At 41.7% G+C, this 18070-nt stretch carries 14 protein-coding genes and 1 other annotated feature; of the genes, 7 read left to right on the top strand and 7 right to left on the bottom strand.

Going from position 1 to position 18070, the window contains the following annotated elements; translation table 11 throughout:
- Positions 1-171: 171 nt before the first annotated feature.
- Positions 172-423: a YciN family protein gene (locus PSI22_RS00900; RefSeq protein ID WP_273577884.1), complete on the top strand. Its 252-nt coding sequence runs from the start codon at positions 172-174 to the stop codon at positions 421-423.
- A 127-nt stretch (positions 424-550) separates the two neighbouring features.
- Here PSI22_RS00900 and sohB read toward each other — a convergent pair whose 3' ends face one another.
- Positions 551-1597, bottom strand: a complete 1047-nt coding sequence (gene sohB / locus PSI22_RS00905) for a protease SohB (RefSeq protein WP_273577885.1) — start codon at positions 1595-1597, stop codon at positions 551-553.
- A gap of 259 nt (positions 1598-1856) precedes the next feature.
- On the opposite strand from sohB, the gene PSI22_RS00910 reads away from it, so the two are divergent.
- Entirely contained in the window at positions 1857-2621 is a 765-nt protein-coding gene (locus PSI22_RS00910) for a YciK family oxidoreductase (protein WP_273577886.1), read from the top strand.
- Positions 2621-3217 carry a cob(I)yrinic acid a,c-diamide adenosyltransferase gene (gene cobO / locus PSI22_RS00915; protein WP_370688962.1) on the top strand — a complete coding sequence of 199 codons (597 nt, stop codon included), beginning with the start codon at positions 2621-2623 and terminating at the stop codon, positions 3215-3217. Before PSI22_RS00910 ends, cobO begins: the two co-directional genes overlap by 1 nt.
- Before the next feature lie 73 nt (positions 3218-3290).
- On the opposite strand, the gene rluB is transcribed toward cobO, so the two are convergent.
- From rluB to PSI22_RS00945, 6 genes are all read right to left on the bottom strand, one after another.
- On the bottom strand, positions 3291-4244 hold the full coding sequence (gene rluB / locus PSI22_RS00920) for a 23S rRNA pseudouridine(2605) synthase RluB (RefSeq protein WP_273577887.1): 954 nt from the start codon (positions 4242-4244) through the stop codon (positions 3291-3293).
- Positions 4245-4309: 65 nt separating this feature from the next.
- Positions 4310-4930, bottom strand: a complete 621-nt coding sequence (locus PSI22_RS00925; RefSeq protein ID WP_038197573.1) for an L-threonylcarbamoyladenylate synthase — start codon at positions 4928-4930, stop codon at positions 4310-4312.
- A 28-nt stretch (positions 4931-4958) separates the two neighbouring features.
- On the bottom strand, positions 4959-5819 hold the full coding sequence (rnm, locus tag PSI22_RS00930; protein ID WP_273577888.1) for an RNase RNM: 861 nt from the start codon (positions 5817-5819) through the stop codon (positions 4959-4961).
- 276 nt (positions 5820-6095) lie between these two features.
- On the bottom strand, positions 6096-8276 hold the full coding sequence (locus tag PSI22_RS00935; protein ID WP_273577889.1) for a hypothetical protein: 2181 nt from the start codon (positions 8274-8276) through the stop codon (positions 6096-6098).
- Positions 8228-11101, bottom strand: a complete 2874-nt coding sequence (locus tag PSI22_RS00940) for a trypsin-like serine protease (protein ID WP_273577890.1) — start codon at positions 11099-11101, stop codon at positions 8228-8230. The genes PSI22_RS00935 and PSI22_RS00940 overlap by 49 nt, the downstream gene beginning before the upstream one ends.
- A gap of 28 nt (positions 11102-11129) precedes the next feature.
- Positions 11130-12929 (bottom strand): hypothetical protein, encoded by a 1800-nt coding sequence (locus tag PSI22_RS00945; protein ID WP_273577891.1) that lies wholly within the window; start codon positions 12927-12929, stop codon positions 11130-11132.
- A 464-nt stretch (positions 12930-13393) separates the two neighbouring features.
- Positions 13394-13493 (top strand) — a sequence feature (Trp leader region).
- 38 nt (positions 13494-13531) lie between these two features.
- Here PSI22_RS00945 and PSI22_RS00950 point away from each other — a divergent pair.
- Genes PSI22_RS00950 through trpCF form a run of 4 tightly spaced genes read left to right on the top strand, consistent with a single transcriptional unit; the run spans position 13532 to position 18049 of the window.
- On the top strand, positions 13532-15091 hold the full coding sequence (locus PSI22_RS00950; protein ID WP_273577892.1) for an anthranilate synthase component 1: 1560 nt from the start codon (positions 13532-13534) through the stop codon (positions 15089-15091).
- Positions 15091-15669 (top strand): glutamine amidotransferase-related protein, encoded by a 579-nt coding sequence (locus PSI22_RS00955; RefSeq protein WP_273577893.1) that lies wholly within the window; start codon positions 15091-15093, stop codon positions 15667-15669. The genes PSI22_RS00950 and PSI22_RS00955 overlap by 1 nt, the downstream gene beginning before the upstream one ends.
- A 14-nt stretch (positions 15670-15683) precedes the next feature.
- Positions 15684-16682 (top strand): anthranilate phosphoribosyltransferase, encoded by a 999-nt coding sequence (gene trpD, locus PSI22_RS00960; protein WP_273577894.1) that lies wholly within the window; start codon positions 15684-15686, stop codon positions 16680-16682.
- Between the two features lie 2 nt (positions 16683-16684).
- Positions 16685-18049 carry a bifunctional indole-3-glycerol-phosphate synthase TrpC/phosphoribosylanthranilate isomerase TrpF gene (trpCF, locus tag PSI22_RS00965; RefSeq protein ID WP_273577895.1) on the top strand — a complete coding sequence of 455 codons (1365 nt, stop codon included), beginning with the start codon at positions 16685-16687 and terminating at the stop codon, positions 18047-18049.
- Positions 18050-18070: the final 21 nt, after the last annotated feature.

Raw genomic sequence — 18070 nt, forward strand, 5'->3', positions numbered from 1 at the left:
CAAGCGCAAAAACCTTTGAAATATTTAAGGTATTTTATATACCAGCACATGCCATGCAATTGTATGATTTAACAGTTGTAAACAAAATCTTCCATCTGCATGACGAAAAGCCCACACTCTACCTGATAAAAAACGATGCGCAACAACTTATTTTTTGGAGGAGCATAATCGATGCAAACTAAAACATTACCCATTAAGCGTAAACAGTTACTGGAAAAAGCAAATAAAATCATTAGGAAACACGACGATTTTATTCAGGGAATGTATGCAGATGATGTAGAACAAAAAGGCGAAGTGCTCGTTTTTAAGGGAGAATATTTTTTGGATAGCTATAATCTGCCTACCACGAAAAGTACCGCTGTGTTTAATATGTTTAAACATTTAGCACATATATTATCCGAAAAGTATCATTTAGCAGACTAGAAATTTTATGGGGTAATCCCTGATAGATCATCAATTATTGTATGGGTAATAAGGGATAGCCAAACCGTCACTTTCCACCTTATTACCCTTTATTGTTCTATATCTGTTCTAGCTGATACCTAAATTATCAGAACAGTGGCTTTTCGCCCCTTTGCCACCAGCGCATGAACAATTTATCAACATTCTCCATTGCACTGCCCATGAAACGCTCTATCACACGTTTACGACGAGAATAACTGACCCCGACGACTTCACAGTGTTCGATCTGTTCAATCAGGAAATCATCACTGACACCCACATCATCAATTAACCCATTTTCTTTTGCCTGCGTACCATACCAATATTCGCCAGTGGCTACTTTTTCCACATCCAAAGATGGACGATGCTGATAAATAAATGATTTGAATAATTTATGAGTTTCGTTCAAATCTTCCTGAAATTTCTGCCGTCCCTGCTCAGTATTTTCTCCCAAAACAGTCAGAGTACGTTTGTATTCCCCGGCAGTATGCAGTTCTACATCAATATCATTTTTCTTGAGCAATCGGTGGATATTCGGGAGCTGGGCCACAACACCGATAGAACCAATAATCGCAAAAGGGGCAGCAATAATGCGATCTGCCACACAAGCCATCATGTAACCACCACTTGCGGCAACTTTATCCACGGCAATCGTCAGACGTATTCCTTTCTGCCGTAGACGAGCCAACTGAGATGCAGCAAGCCCATAACCATGTACCATGCCTCCGGGGCTTTCTAAACGCAGTAACACTTCATCCTTGCTATCTGCCACAGCGAGTATGGCGCTTATCTCTTCACGGAGGGAATCAACTTCATGGGCATCCATACTACCTTTAAAATCCAGAACATAAAGGTTCGGTTTCTGTAAACCTTTCTGACTCGCTTTAGCCTCTGCCTTTTTCTGCTTGGCATCATTTTTCTGCTGTTTTTTTAACGCCTTCTGCCAAATTTTCTGCTCTGCTTCACTCATCCGAGCCTGCTGCATCTGGCGCTGTTTTTCCCTGTATGATTCACCCAAATTGGTCAGACGCAACTCCCCTTTGTGCATGGTTTTACGTACACCCAATCCGATACAAAATACTGCCAGAACGACGACTGCTAATAACATAGTAACCACTTTGGCCAAGAACAGTCCGTATAGAGATAAATACTCCACAGATCCACCTTATCTTCAATTATGATGAACAATATTCTTCATTCTAACTAAAAACCGGAGGCTGTGCTCTAACAGTTTACTTGCATCCTATCTCATCAGAGCTCTGTTCTTTTCTGTCTATATTGAGCAAATTTGACGGGGGCATTAAGTTTTGTTCTGATGACAGACTTCATGTGTCAGCCTAAAATGGCAGATGCCATACGCCTTAAGTAATAGCTTTAAAAAAACAGGTTCCTAAAAACCATAGGAAGATAGTCAGATGTTAGATTACCAACCCAATCATGATCTGCTGCAACAGAAAATCATTTTAGTCACTGGTGCCGGAGACGGCATTGGTCGTGAAGCGGCGCTAACTTATGCTCGCCACGGTGCACAGGTTATTTTGCTGGGGCGCACAACAGCAAAACTGGAAGCGGTCAAACAGCAAATCGAAAACGAAAGCGGCTTGCCGGTTACCATTTACACAATGGATCTTTTAACCGTGACAGCCGAAGAATGCCAGGCCTTTGCAAATGAACTCACTCAGCGTTATCCCCGTCTGGACGGTGTATTACACAATGCAGGTCTACTGGGTGTTGTCGCACCTGTCATAGAACAGCCTGTTCAGCTTTGGCATGAAGTCATGCAAGTGAATGTCAACGCGACTTTCATGCTGACTCAGGTGTTAATTCCCCTGTTATTGAAATCCCCCAACGGCTCTCTGGTATTTACCAGTTCCAGTGTGGGGCGTGAAGGAAGAAGTGGCTGGGGTGCATATGCTGTTTCCAAATTTGCAACAGAAGGCCTAATGCAGGTTTTAGCGCAGGAGTATCAGGAAACTGCCTTGCGTATTAACTGCATTAATCCTGGAGGTACACGCACCAGTATGCGTGCGAGTGCATTTCCTGATGAAAATGCGACCAAATTAAAAATCCCTGCCGAGATCATGCCGGTCTATCTCTATCTGATGGGTGATGACAGCCTGAGTGATTCAGGTATCAGCTTTGATGCTCAGCCGGGTCGTAAAGCGGGGCCTGCCAAATAATGCCAATGGATAACGGACAGTACAAGAAAAGGCAACAGCGCCTGAAAGAGAAAGTCGATGCCCGCATTGACGCTGCCCAACAAAAACGGGGTATCGTCATAGTATTCACCGGAAATGGTAAAGGGAAAACAACCGCTGCGTTTGGCACAGTCACTCGTGCAATCGGCCATGGTCAGCGTGCCGGCGTTATTCAATTTATCAAGGGAACATGGGAAAGCGGCGAAAGGAACCTACTGGCACAACAGGGTGTTGAGTTTCATGTCATGGCGACAGGGTTCACATGGGAGACGCAAAACCGTGAAACTGACATCGCAGCCTGCCAAGCTGTATGGCAACATGCCCTGACGATGTTATCCGATCCCTCATTGCAGCTTGTCGTTCTGGATGAACTGACCTATATGGTCAGTTACAAATATCTTGACCTAACCGATGTACTTACTGCACTCAAACAACGTCCTGCCCATCAGTCTGTCATTATTACCGGACGGGGCTGCCATCGTGAATTACTTGAACTTGCAGATACCATTACGGAAATGCGCCCAGTAAAACATGCGTTTGATGCGGGAATCAAAGCTCAGAAAGGGGTTGATTGGTAAGATTGATTAGTAAAATAGATAAAAAGCCGCTGTTTCAGCCTTGATATAACACTGAAACAGCGACCCTGGAACATTAACGGCCTTTAGGTGCCGCTTTTCTTCCTGCATTCTGACGAGAACTACTTGCAGGGCGTTTCCCCGCTGGACGGGAGGAGCCGACCTGAGAATGCCGTTTTACTGCCCGGCGGATCTGATTGGCCTTGATACGGCGTTGATCACGCTCAACCGCAACTTTGGACATGGTTTCTTCATTTAAATCAACCAACTGACGTAAATAGTTAGTCTGCTCCAGCCCCAGTTCTGTCCATCCACCACGAGGTAAACCTTTCGGTAGATCGATATCACCATAACGGACACGGATCAAGCGGCTAACTTGCACGCCAACAGCTTCCCACAAACGCCTAACTTCACGGTTACGACCTTCCGTCAGTGTCACGTTGTACCACTGGTTGATACCTTCACCACCCTTGAATGAGATAGTTTTGAAGGAGGCAGGCCCGTCTTCCAACTGAACACCCTGTGTCAACTGACGAAGTTTCGCATTGTCTACTTCACCGAAAACGCGAACAGCATATTCACGCTCAACTTCACAGCGCGGATGCATCAGGCGGTTTGCCAGTTCTCCATCCGTCGTAAACAGCAACAGTCCGCAAGTATTGATGTCCAGACGCCCTACGGCAATCCAGCGAGCATCCTGCATTTTAGGCAGGCGATCAAACACTGTTGGACGCCCTTCAGGATCATGTCGAGTACACAGCTCACCTTCAGGCTTATAATAGGCCAGAACGCGACAAATCGTTTTTTGTGGCTCTTTGATATTTAAGATACGCCCATCAAGGCGAATTTTTATGGAGGGTTTGACTTCGATTCGATCACCCAACGTTGCGGTCTTGCCATCGATGCTAATCCGTCCCTCTTGGATATAGCCCTCAATTTCGCGGCGAGAACCATGGCCAGCACGCGCGAGAATTTTTTGTAACTTTTCTGTTCTTTCTGTTTTTTGCGTTTTTTGTGTTTTATCGCTCATTGAGCAACCTCTGTTGTCGCCTTCACAGGCGTCGTGTCATAAAATAAAAATGTGAATCATTCACCTTATAGAAAAGGTGTTACATCCCCTTCACCTTCGCGCAGAACCTCCGGAAAATCTCCGGTCAAATCAATTACCGTCGTCGGTTGCTGCCCAAGATAACCACCGTGAATAATTAAATCAACCTGTTTACCCAGCACATCCTTAATCTCTTCTGGATCAGATTCCGCAAAATCATTTCCGGGTAAAATCAAGCTACATGACATCAGTGGCTCTCTCATTCCTTCCAGTAATGCCAAAGCAATAGGATTGGAAGGGACACGTAGGCCGATAGTTTTACGCTTTTCGTTCATCAAACGACGGGGAACGTCTTTCGTCGCCTGTAAAATAAAGGTGTAATTACCGGGCGTATTATTTTTTATCAATCTGAATGCCTGATTATCCACATGCGCATAAGTCGCAATTTCAGAAAGATCACGGCACATCAGGGTAAAATTGTGGCGTCCATCCAATTGGCGAATACGGCATATGCGTGTCATGGCATCCTTGTTTTCAAGGCAACACCCAATAGCGTAGCCTGAATCAGTAGGATAAATGACAACTCCACCCTTTTTTAACACATCTACACTTTGCCCAATTAAGCGGGATTGTGGATTGTCAGGATGGATATAAAAAAACTGGCTCACAAGTATAACCTCTTACTCTATGCAGCCCCTAGCGTGACCAATCATGCCATATCGGTATTACATCACCGGGTAACCACAAATTGCGCCCTAGCTCTATCCATGAACAGGGTTGGTGAAAATCCGAGCCTAATGATACTTTAAGTCCATATTCCTTTGCCAATTGACCAAGTTGTTGCCTTTCATTAGGTGCCTGCTGGCACTGCGCAACTTCCATTGCATCACCGCCATGTTGTTGAAACCAGGCTATCAAACGCTTCAGCCATTTCATCGATAAATCATACCTGCCCGGATGGGCAATCACAGCCTGCCCCCCAGCTTGATGAATAGTTTCAATAGCCTGCTCAATTGTACACCATTGCGGAGGGACATAACCGATTTTTCCCTTCGCCAGATACTTTTTGAACACTTTCGGGATCGTAGGTTCAATGCCTGTTTCAATCAAATAACGGGCAAAATGCCCACGGGTGACCTGCCCACCATTCGCCAATCGAGATGCACCTTCCCAAGTGTCAGGAATACCCGCCTTAGCAAGACGCAGCCCAATTTCAATACCACGCTGTTTCCTCAACGTCTCCTGATTGGAGAGAAAGTTTGTCAAAAAAACGCAATCAGTATCGATATTCAGGGCGACAATATGGATTTCAAAATTTTCCCATAATGTCGAAATTTCAACGCCGGATACCAACGTCAAAGGCAAATTATTTTGCTGAATATGGTTTAAGGCAGGAGGAATACCATCCGTAGTATCATGATCGGTGATTGCCAGTACGTTGATACCCATAGAAACCGCCCTATCCACAAGCTGTTCCGGTGATAAAACTCCATCTGAAGCGGTCGTATGGCTATGCAGGTCATAGCGTCTTATCAGTTCACTGGCGGCTTCAGTCATTGTACTGTACCTGTTTTTGTCGTGTGAGAAACAAGGGTACTATCTATCAAGTGATATCAAGTATGAAGCGGGGATGATAACACAGAAAATGGAACCGATTTTGCCAGATCATAAGTTATGATTTATAAACAATCAAAAAGCTAACACTGAAAGAGGTGTTAGTTTTTCTCTATCTTTATAAATAATAATATGCGACTGTAAAACTCCAGTCGCATATTAAATACCAAAAAAATATTGAATTAAATTGTTTCATACACAAATAAAAAAATGAAATACTCATTTAAGATATGAATGGTAACGAAAATTGCTTTCAGAATAAGTTTCTTGTCCACAAAATGGAGCAGAAACGGTTAAATTTTGCTTTCCAAATCCATTACGTTCTACTGTAGAACTCCAGTTTCCTTGATCATCTGCAATTACACTCCCTTGTTTAATATCTGTAGGTGAACTAGCTCCGTTATAAATATCTACATTCTGAATTTTATATGAAACTACCATTCTTGGCGGCGCTTTTCCTGACACATTAAGAGATATTGGCGAGTGGTATGAAACCACTATATCCCCATTTGACGGATAAGTGATGTTTAAAACATCCACGCTTACCTTATTTTCTGCTTTATTTTCAAAAAGATGGTCATTAACCATAAGGGATTGTGTAGCCTCTATCTGATATGTTCCCAACTGTGCATTATTTATACTACAACTCCATTTACCATCCGTTTTTGAAGTCTGTATGGGGCCACAGTCCCAAGAACTTCCATTTACAGATTTTGCTTTCAGAGAAACATACGCACCTTTCGTTGCCGTTCCCGTAATTGGAATAAAAATAGTTCCATTGCTCTCTATAGTAGGAGTATATTCCACTGGCGTCTTCGCAATTTTACTTGCACTTGTAACCGTACAGATTGGCTCAGCAGTAGAATCAATGGTAATATCCGATATACCAACTTCATAATTTCGTGTTATAGCTTTGCCAGATGGCACATCATCCACCCATTGTTGCGCTAAAAACCGATAAGCACCTGGGATAGACTGAATCGCAGGGCAATTCCAATCCTGATTTTCATCAACCAAAACATCACAGATTTGCTTGCCTGAAACGGAAACTGTGATTCTCGCCCCTGCCTGACCTTTGCCGTTGATTTTATATGTTGAAGTCGTAATTTGTTCTCCTTCTGTCGGTACAAGCACACGCATTTGCAAATTAGCGCCATAACGCACTTTGAAGCTCCTGTTAATCTGGGAACCTGCATCATCCACCACAGCCACATCATAATCTCCCGGTACGGAACTGTAAGGCCCGCATGCCCAGGTGTAATCCTTCATATTAAGCTTCGCATTACAGTCATTATGGCCGCCAAACGCTTTCACCGTGACTGTCTTAGCGTTACTCGGTATCGTGCCGCTAAAGGTATATGAAGGCATTTTGATAACTTCATTTTCTTGGGGCGTTTCTACGGTTAACGTGGTTTCACCGGAGTCAGGAGCTATCTCAAATGTAACCTTCACTGTGGATTGTCGCAGTTTGTCCAAAAAAGCCGTCGCCACTAATTTTTGTTCCCCTTTAACTGAGGTATCCAACCCATCGGCCCACTCCCAGTTTCCCTTTTCATCCACAGTGACTCCATTCTTACAGACCTGAGAAAGCACTTTTTTATCCAAACAGACCGTTGTTCCCGGTTCGCCTGTCCCTTTCGGTAAGATGCTGTCAAGGTGCCGATATATCCCGTCGTTATGCGGTTGCGTGATAACTACTGGCCTGACGGTTTTCGTCTGGACTTCAAAAGACGCTTGCGCAGTTGAATCTAACTGATTATCGATAAATTGATCTGCGGAGAGGGTATATTTGCCATCTTCCGGCTGATAAGGCCCACATGACCATTGGCCTGATGAGGTATCAACAGTAGTATTACAATCATCGGCGCCACCAAAACCTTCGATATATACCTGAGATCCCTTTTCTCCCGTACCTGAAATTGTAAAAGGTAGTTTTGTTATTTTAGCTCCATGATTGGGGGCAGTGATGTTTATTTTTGTTTCGGTAACTTCATACTTACGCGTGACCTGTGAGGTTCTTTCATACGTATCGCCCAATTCACCCAATTGAGCCGAGCCTGTTTTTTGATATTGAGCCGCATAAAGGAAAAACGTCCCTTTATTAGCTACGGTCAAGGCAGGGTTATCGGGGCACGTCCACTTTCCTTCTTTATCCACCGTTGCGGTACAAATGATCCCCTCACTTGAAATCGGTAAAGTCACTTTTTCTGGTGGCAGGGTATATTCAGAACCTGCAACAAAAACAAGTTGACCGGGGCTTCCCTGACCTTTAATGGTAATTCCGTCATCTAATTTATATTGCGCATCCGGTTTAGGTTCAGTAATACGCATCGGAACAGTAAAAGTCCATCTTATAGGCTCACCGACGTTCCCTCCACTTTGGGTTTCCTGTAACTCCATCGTATAGGTATCACCCCCGAAAATAGCCCCCGGATGAATCGTGAACTCCCAAAAGAAGCCAAGTGCACCGCTGAGTAAGGAGGCAATTCCCTCACCGCACCAAAAATCCCGCCAATCAAACTACTCAGAAAACCACCAAATCCGCCACCTCCACCGCCTCCGGCAGGGCCGCTAAATGTGCCAGAAAAGGTAATAGGGTTATCTGGATCAATGGTTGAATTATTCTTGGGGTTATTTATCTCAAATTTTTTCTTTTCGGGCTTATCATCATTTTTATCTTCGACGGTAATGTGTGTAATATCTGTGGCAACCACTTTTCCTTCTTTTATCAATTCAGCGGTCAGTTCATAAGTACCCACAGGAAAAATTATTGGTCTGTCACACTGCCAGTTACCATTGTCACTGACCACAGCTCCCGAGCAAATAACTGTTTCTTGTGCAAGGTTTTGAATATTTTCCTTCAATTCTGATGAGCTATCGATCCTGCGTCTTTTAATATCGACCTCATCTCCCGGCACATTAGATCGCCCTGACAAAAAACTTGGGGTACCGACAATTTCTGTCCCTCCTTCAGAAGGATTTTTAATCTCGACATTAGGAGTTTTTATACTAAAGTAGCTTTTATCAGGAGACGATCCCTGCCAATTTTTTTTGATATCAGCCAATCCCAATGGATGATATTTGTCTACTACTTCAATACGATAGAGGCTGTCTTTCAATGTAGAAGGAAGAGTGATATCCCAAATAGGAAATTTCTTTTTATTTTTATAATCACCATATTTTATTGGAATAACCCCAGAATTTTGTTCTTTGTCTAATCTGGCTTCGGAATAATAATTTTCATTCTCTCCTTCTATGTTTATAGAATATTCTGAAGATAAAAGTATATCACCATTCTGCAAAATATAACGGCTATCATCACCTCCAATACCAGATAATTTTTGACCTTTAAGTTCAGTAGATATAATCTCTTTTGGATTGCTAATTCTATGCTTATCAATAAATTCAGGGCTAAAATAGCCCGAGCCAAAATAATTCGATTTGCCAAGAAATAATTTAGGATCAAGAGGGTCAGCATCCTCAATCTTTTGCATTGCGCCTATTTTATAGGAACGTTCCCTACCTTCCTCAACATTGAGTAAATAAAATTTATCTTGATTAATTTTATCATTTTTACAATCTAAGTGTGTTTGGCTAAATATACAAAAAAGCTTAGCTTCCTTAACGTAATTTACGCTAAAATCCACCATTTTTTTGTATTTTATTTCTGTATTTTCTGTAACGTTTAATTTAATATATTCTTTTGGCTGAAAGAGTATATCAACCTGATCATAAATATTTGTTTCTTTTGTTTTTTGATTTGCAGTTATTTTATAATTCCACTTTATGTTATCATTAGGATTGTCAATTTTATTTATAATTTCAAAATCTATAGTACATGACCAGAGTCCATAATATGTTGTTTTTATTAAACTCTTATTTTCGAGATCTTTACATAATTCTTCTTGTATGTAACTACGACCACTTATATTAGATTGCAATGTCAATTGAACGTCTGAACCAGGATCAGCATAGCCACGCACCGTAAAATCCTTAGTAGATACAATTGTATTATCGACTGGATAAACAATACCAAATGCTTTCGCAATAGAGGGGATTTTTGCTTCTACAATATCTTCTCTCCATGACTTACCTTGCGGTGGAGCCTCCGCCTCCTTAGCTGTAATAGTTACCTTATAATCGTTTTCCTCACCAAGGATTTCAGTAATAAATTCATTACGTGGAATGTCGCACTTCCATTTCCCCTGACTATTAACTGATTCCTTACATGAAAATAAGTGTTCTTGACCTTCATCAATAGAATAAAAAAGATTTATTTTACTCGATGGTCTTCCCCAACCCTCAACATGAATATACTCACTTCGTTTTGCTAAGTGGGAATTCCAATCTGGGTTATCAATCCAAATCTGTTCCATCTCCTTAGAAAACCATTGTCCAAAAATAAGATTTTTGCCAAAATAGTTATCATCATACTTTCCAGTAACATCTGAAAATATGAAAAAAGGATAATCACGTTTATCATTTCCATCTTTTCTTTCAAACGTATCAAATCCCCAAGAAGCTACGCCAATAATTGTATCGTCCCAAATCATTGGGCCACCAGAATCCCCCCACTGTATAACCCCCGGCTTTAAATCTTTACTTTTATTTGCTTCTACCATCAACCCCTGCCAACCTCTAGCATCAAGAGCTGGAGTAACAATTTTCACATCAGCTCGACGCTGGGTTACATCATTATTTACTTGAACACCTGTTTTTTCATTAATTCCCAATAAACCATAACCATAAATATAAGATGCATAATAATTGTTATTTAGTTTTTCATAAGCTCCATCGTAATTAAAGAAACGGCGAACACGCCCGTATTTTTTTAATTCTACTGGTTCATTCAGCTGTAGAAGTGCAAAATCATAACCCCCATATTCTTTAACTTTTTCATATGATGAAGTGCCGATTGTTTTTTTATCATAACTCATCACAATATATTCTTTGGCCATATGCTCTTCCTTCATACAATGTGCAGCAGTTAATACATAGTTTGGCGCGATTAACGAACCACTACATAGCTGATGCTTTTTATTATTCATATCCCTATAAAAAATACTAACAACCCAATACTTACATTTATCATCGGAACTATCTTCACAACTTTTTTCCCCTCCAGCAATACTCTCTAAAGGTGGGTATTTCAATGTAGCATCAGAAAATGAATTATCGAAATAAAATAAAACAAACAATATAAATATCGATCTAATAATAATCATAGCAATCTCCTTAAATATGCAGTGATAGTTATTCATGGTTAACGCAAGTCATCCCTCGATCACCACCTGTACATTTTAATATTTTTTCATCTCGCGATGTATAATTGGAATCACCAGCATCCTCTCGAAAAGTAATAATATATATTCCTCTTCTGGCATAATGTTTAACTTTATCTTTCCAATTACCCATGGTGTCTGGATCTCCTTCATCTAATTCAATCCCATTCAGAAATATTTGAACTACAGTTTCTAAACCTTCATCATGAACATAAATATATGGCATAGATGTTCCATAAAATTCGGTGAAAACATTGTTGTTTTTAGTTTCTACAGAAAAAATTTTAGAACTCAGTACAGTTACTTCAGCACTACTATTTTGAATAGGAACTTCTGCTGTTTCACTATTATCAGCCCGAATTTTTATAATTCCTATAGGTAGACCTTTCGCTTCGACACTCCACTTATTGTCCACAACATTTCCATTAAAAGACTGGCCTGGGTCATCTTGAGAACCTAAAGATTTCACATTAATAACAACAATAGTTCCATCAATGGCCCTACCACCAATTGAGATATCCTGTATATCACCAGTCGTTGAAGAAACTACTTCATAATTTTTAGGCTTAGTTATCGCAAACGGACAGTCCGGCGTATGATAGGAAATGTTTGATCCTATTAAACTGGGTAAAATTGATTGACTAGCAGACGGTGTTCCAAATGAATTAGTAGACACAGATACGTTATAGTTAATACCGCAAACGGCTTCTAAACCTCCCAGACTCCATTTGCCAGTTCCAGTATCAACATCTGGAGTGTAGCTTTTTGTCGGCGCATAAATAGATCCATCTTTTTGGTAACCCGTTATTTGTACCTGCATATGTCTGGCATTATCAGCCGTATCACTATTCACTCGGCCTGATAAGCTATATTCCCCTGCCGGAATGGTCTGCCCATTTTGAATTGAGGTAATTGTTGCTTCACAGGGTGGACCGTTAAAGGTTACATCAGAATTTTCCATGGTCTGAATGCCAACTGTGCCGGTAATACCACAATTTATCCAGAGTTGCCCACTCCAGATTTCTGCAACTGTTGTAGATCGAACAGAATAAGTATAACCATTAAAATTTGTAACAAGAGTAGGTAACCCCCCATCTTCCATAAAGCCTTTTCCTGAAATTGTAATATAGTTATTTTCAACTGTTGCATTCGGTTTAGGTGAGATAATTGTTGGAGGCTCCCAATTGTTATCGTCTTTGATGGTTATAACAATATTGCTGGGATTATTACTTGTATTACTATTAATATTTTTATTTAAACAATTTACTCCGTTACATGTAGCAGTCATTTCAAGATGGCAATCATCAGTTTCAACTATGCTCTGCCACACAAGATACGCCCCTGGAAACGATGGTAAATACGTCTCCATTCTAAAAACACATGATTTATATTTCTTACCCTTCTTATAAGTACTTACTTCCCATTTTACTAACTTATTTGCACCTGAGCATCCCTGAAAAAAATAATTACTATCCTCAAGACTCTCATTATGCTTATCCCCAGGTTTCAAGTTTATATATTCATCTCCAACTTTATACATACATTGGTGACCTAACATTTTAATTTCCAAATTATCATTCTTACTGTCATTTTTAAAAATCATATTATAATCTGCAGATAGATTACTTTTGTTTTTATTTTTTCCTAATTCATCATAATTTCCGCTTAAAACAATATCATCACTCATTAATTCAATTGCACCAGCATTATTAAAAGCAATCAAGGTAATGAAAAATAATATTAAATATAAAATAATTTTACTTGCTTTCATAAACATAGACCTCAATTAAAAACTGATATTATGATTAAAATCAAAATAACATTTTTAAATCACGACAAGGCTATTAAAATATATTTGCAATTGAATTATTATTATAAAAAATAATACCAATTGATGTAATCCCTCAATGCATCTAATAAAATACAAAAAAACAGTCAATATATTTATAATATGAAAAAATATTAGATATTTATAAAAACATTAATTTATTATCATATTTTAAATTAATTTTAACTATATTAGTAACAATAGAAATATTACCCAATAAATTTCAAATCACCGTTTTTCCAATTTACACCCTCCCCTTATTATATTTCTAAAGACATCAAAAAATCATTGACAAGCAAGCCTTGATCCAGTTAACTAGTACAAAGGTCAGCGGGACGCTTTACTATTTATCCTTATTCCACTTAACAAACTAAGGCACAGAGAAAATGATCGTATTTATGCAGGCAATTCGCTGGTGGCGCAACTTCCCGTTCAGGGCGGTTGAATCACGCACATAAGTATAGATACGAAAGTGCCGCAACCCGCCCCAAAAGCGGGTTTTTTTATAACCAAAATTTGTGGCTAAAGGTAGCAACGGGGCAAGTATGATGAATAAAAATTTTAAGATTTCAATCAATCAAGTAGACACTGTTTACCAAACAGACCCAACTCTACTTTTCAATCAGCTTTGTAGTAATCGCCCAGCCACGTTATTACTGGAATCAGCTGAAATAAGCAGCAAAAGGAATTTGAAAAGCCTGTTAATCATCGACAGTGCCATGAGAATTACAGCCAACGAACGGCAAGTCACTTTTGAAGCCCTCACCGAAAATGGCCGAAATCTACTGCCTATACTCACCGATTTACTCTCAGCAAAAGCCCAATTGCATGTTGGATTACATATTCTCCAGGCACAGTTTCCCGCAACTGGGCACAATCTGGATGAAGATAGCCGTTTAAAGGCCGATTCTATTTTCGATGCATTGCGGACACTAATGACATTATCCCCCCTTACTGGAACTCCAGACGCAATTTTCGTGGGCGGACTGTTTGCTTACGATTTAGTTGCAGGATTTGAACCGCTTCCCAAGGTCAAAACTCATCAACGTTGCCCTGATTTCTGTTTTTATCTCGCAGAAACGCTATTAGTGATCGACCATCGAAATAAACACGCATTCTTGCAAACGTCACTGTTTGGTGAATCAGATTCAGAAAAACAGCGTCTTCATGACCGCCTGACCACATTAACTGCTGCCATTTCGAAACCCGGCCAACCACTTGAATCTGTGAAATTACCAGACATGACCATTGCCTGTAATCAAAGTGATGACCAATATGCAGACATCGTGCAGCAATTACAGCAATCCATCCGTCAAGGCGACATTTTTCAGGCAGTTCCGTCACGGCGTTTCACCTTACCCTGTCCTTCTCCACTCAATGCTTACCAAACGCTGAAACATCAAAACCCCAGTCCTTATATGTTCTTCATGCAGGATCAGGACTTTTGTCTGTTTGGTGCTTCTCCAGAAAGTGCCCTTAAATATGATACCCGCAGTCGTCAGATCGAAATCTACCCAATAGCCGGAACACGTCCCCGTGGACGCAATGCCAACGGCACACTGGATGCCGATCTAGATAGCCGGATTGAACTGGAAATGCGTACCGATGCCAAAGAGCTTTCTGAACACCTGATGCTGGTTGATTTGGCGCGCAACGATTTAGCACGTATTTGTGAACCGGGTAGCCGCTATGTGGCAGATTTAACCAAAGTTGATCGCTATTCGTTTGTCATGCATCTCGTTTCTCGTGTCGTAGGCACACTCCGCCACGATCTGGATGTCTTTCATGCTTATCAAGCGTGCATGAATATGGGCACATTGACAGGAGCCCCGAAAGTTCGGGCGATGCAACTCATTGCACAACATGAAGGTGAACGACGTGGCAGTTATGGTGGTGCCGTCGGTTATTTCACTGGCAAGGGGGATTTTGATACGTGCATTGTGATCCGCTCTGCCTATGTAGAAAACGGCATAGCTGCCGTTCAAGTAGGTGCGGGCATTGTTTTAGATTCCATTCCCGAATCAGAAGTCGATGAAACTCACAGTAAAGCCAGAGCCGTTATTCGTGCGATTATTCAGGCACACAAGGCGGAGGTAACATTCTAATGGCAAATATTCTTTTGCTCGATAATGTTGATTCGTTTACCTATAACCTCGTGGATCAACTGCGTGCCAGTGATCATCAGGTCGTTATCTACCGTAATACAGTGTCAACAGAAACAATCATGGCACAACTTAGTATGATGGAATCACCGCTTCTAATGTTATCACCCGGCCCGGGAAAGCCGGCAGATGCTGGCTGTATGCCCCAGTTGCTCAAACGTATCATTAGCCAAGTTCCTGTGATTGGGATATGTCTTGGGCACCAAGCGATTATTGAAGCTTATGGTGGAACAATCTCTGCCGCCAGAGAAATTCTGCACGGAAAGGCCACTCTGGCCACTCATGATGGACAGGCCATGTTTTCCGGCCTAATCAACCCCCTGCCCGTTGCCCGTTATCATTCCCTTGCAGGGATGAGTATTCCCGACACGCTGGTGGTCTCGGCTTCTTGTGGTGATACAGTGATGGCGGTACGTCATGACAGGCATAAAGTCTGTGGGTTCCAGTTCCATCCTGAATCCATCCTGACCACACAGGGAGCTAAATTACTTGAACAAACTCTGGCATGGGTACAGGAATAATAAGGAATAGGAAAATGCAGTTAATTTTCGAAAAATTGTTCAGTGCCCAAACACTGACACAACAAGAAAGCCAACAATTATTTACCGCGATTGTTTGTGGTGAACTGAGTGACGCTCAATTGGCGGCTGTACTGGTCAGCATGAAACTGCACGGCGAGCAGCCACAGGAAATTGCGGGTGCGGCACAGGCATTATTGGCGAATGCCTCACCCTTTCCACGTCCTGATTACACATTCTGCGATATCGTAGGTACAGGCGGAGATGGGACAAACAGCATCAATATTTCCACAACCAGCGCCTTTGTTGCGGCTGCCTGTGGCCTTAAAGTGGCAAAACATGGAAATCGCAGCACCTCCAGCCGTTCGGGATCATCCGATTTACTGACCGCGTTTGGCATCGCATTAGATGCCAGTGCCGAGGATTCACGCAGTGCGCTGGATGAGATCGGCGTTTGTTTTTTGTTCGCGCCACAATATCACAGTGGATTCCGCCATGTTGTACAGGTTCGCCAACAGTTGAAAGTTCGCACATTATTTAATGTACTCGGTCCATTGATCAACCCGGCACGTCCCCCGCGGGCACTGATTGGTGTTTACAGCCCCGAACTGGTGGCTCCCATCGCCCATACATTGCAGGTATTGGGCTATCAGCGCGCCGCAGTTGTGCATAGTGGAGGAATGGATGAAGTTGCCTTACATGCCCCCACTCTCGTTGCGGAACTAAATCACGGTGAAATTATCCAGTATCAATTAACCGCAAAAGATTTTGGATTACCGAACCACCCAATATCTTCACTGAAAGGGGGAACACCGGAAGAAAACTGCAATATATTGAGACTGTTACTACAAGGTCGTGGACAAAAAGCGCATGTTGATGCCGTGGCCGCAAATGTGGCTCTCTTGATGAAAATCCACGGACGAGAAAACCTACGGGAAAATACTCAAGTGGCATTGAATACGATTTACAGCGGTCAAGCCTACGAAAAAGTGACCGCATTAGCGGCAAGGATTTAACCATGAAAAACAATATATTACAGAAAATTGTTGATGATAAGGTGGCATATCTGGTCAAACGCAAAACAGAGCAGCCATTGGAAAGCTTTATCGATTCCATTGTACCGAGCCATCGTCGGTTTTATCAGGCACTGAGCCATAAGCAAACAGTTTTTATTCTGGAATGTAAAAAAGCTTCCCCTTCAAAAGGGTTAATTCGTACAGATTTCGATCCGGTTCGCATTGCTAAAACTTACCAACCTTATGCTGCCGCAATCTCTGTGCTGACAGATGAAAAATATTTTCAGGGCAACTATGATTTTCTCCGCAGGGTTAGCTCTGCGGTACACCAGCCGGTTTTGTGCAAAGATTTCATCATTGATGCCTATCAGGTTTATCTGGCTCGTTATTATCAGGCCGATGCCATTTTGTTAATGCTTTCGGTGATTAATGATGAGACTTATCGTGAGCTGTCCACATTGGCACACAGCCTTGATATGGGCGTATTGACGGAAGTCAGCACCGAAGATGAACGTCGCCGGGCAATTGTGCTGGGAGCAAAAGTCATCGGCATTAACAATCGAGATCTGCGTGATCTGTCCATAGATTTAGATCGCACTCGCAGGCTGGCAACTGATTTACCAGAAGGCACCATTATCATCAGCGAATCTGGCATCAGCCAACATCAACAGGTACGTGAATTAAGCCGATTTGCCCACGGTTTCCTGATAGGCAGTGCTTTAATGGTACAGCCAGATTTAGATCTCGCCTTGCGTCGATTGATTCTGGGTGACAATAAAATTTGTGGTCTTACCCGTCCACAAGATGCCAAAACTGCGTTACAGGCCGGTGCGGTTTATGGCGGCTTAATTTTCGCGGAAAAATCACCGCGCAAAATTAATTTGCAACAAGCCCAGCAGATCATCAATGAAGCTCCCCTGCAATATGTTGGCGTATTTCAAAACCAACCATTAGATTTTGTCAGTGGCATCGCCCGACAACTTTCATTGAATGCAGTTCAGTTGCATGGCAATGAAGATAAAAACTACATCAATGCACTTCGTCCTTTACTACCTGAATATTGTGAGATTTGGAAAGCTATTGATATGTCAAAGGCTACAGAATTTTCCGAAATATCCAATATCGACCATTTATTGCTGGATAATGGGGCGGGAGGAACAGGGAAAACCTTTGACTGGCAATCAATCGATCAGCGTTTTCAACGTAACAGCATACTGGCCGGTGGGTTAAATGCTGAAAACTGCCAACAGGCAGCTGCGCTAGGATGTTATGGACTAGATTTTAATTCTGGTGTCGAAACAAGCGTTGGCATCAAAAGCAGTCAAAAAATCAAACTAATATTCCAACAATTACGCTGTTATCACTAACCTTACAAACAGAAAACGGAC

It is taken from the genome of Xenorhabdus aichiensis (genome assembly GCF_028598775.1).
GTDB lineage: Bacteria > Pseudomonadota > Gammaproteobacteria > Enterobacterales > Enterobacteriaceae > Xenorhabdus > Xenorhabdus bovienii.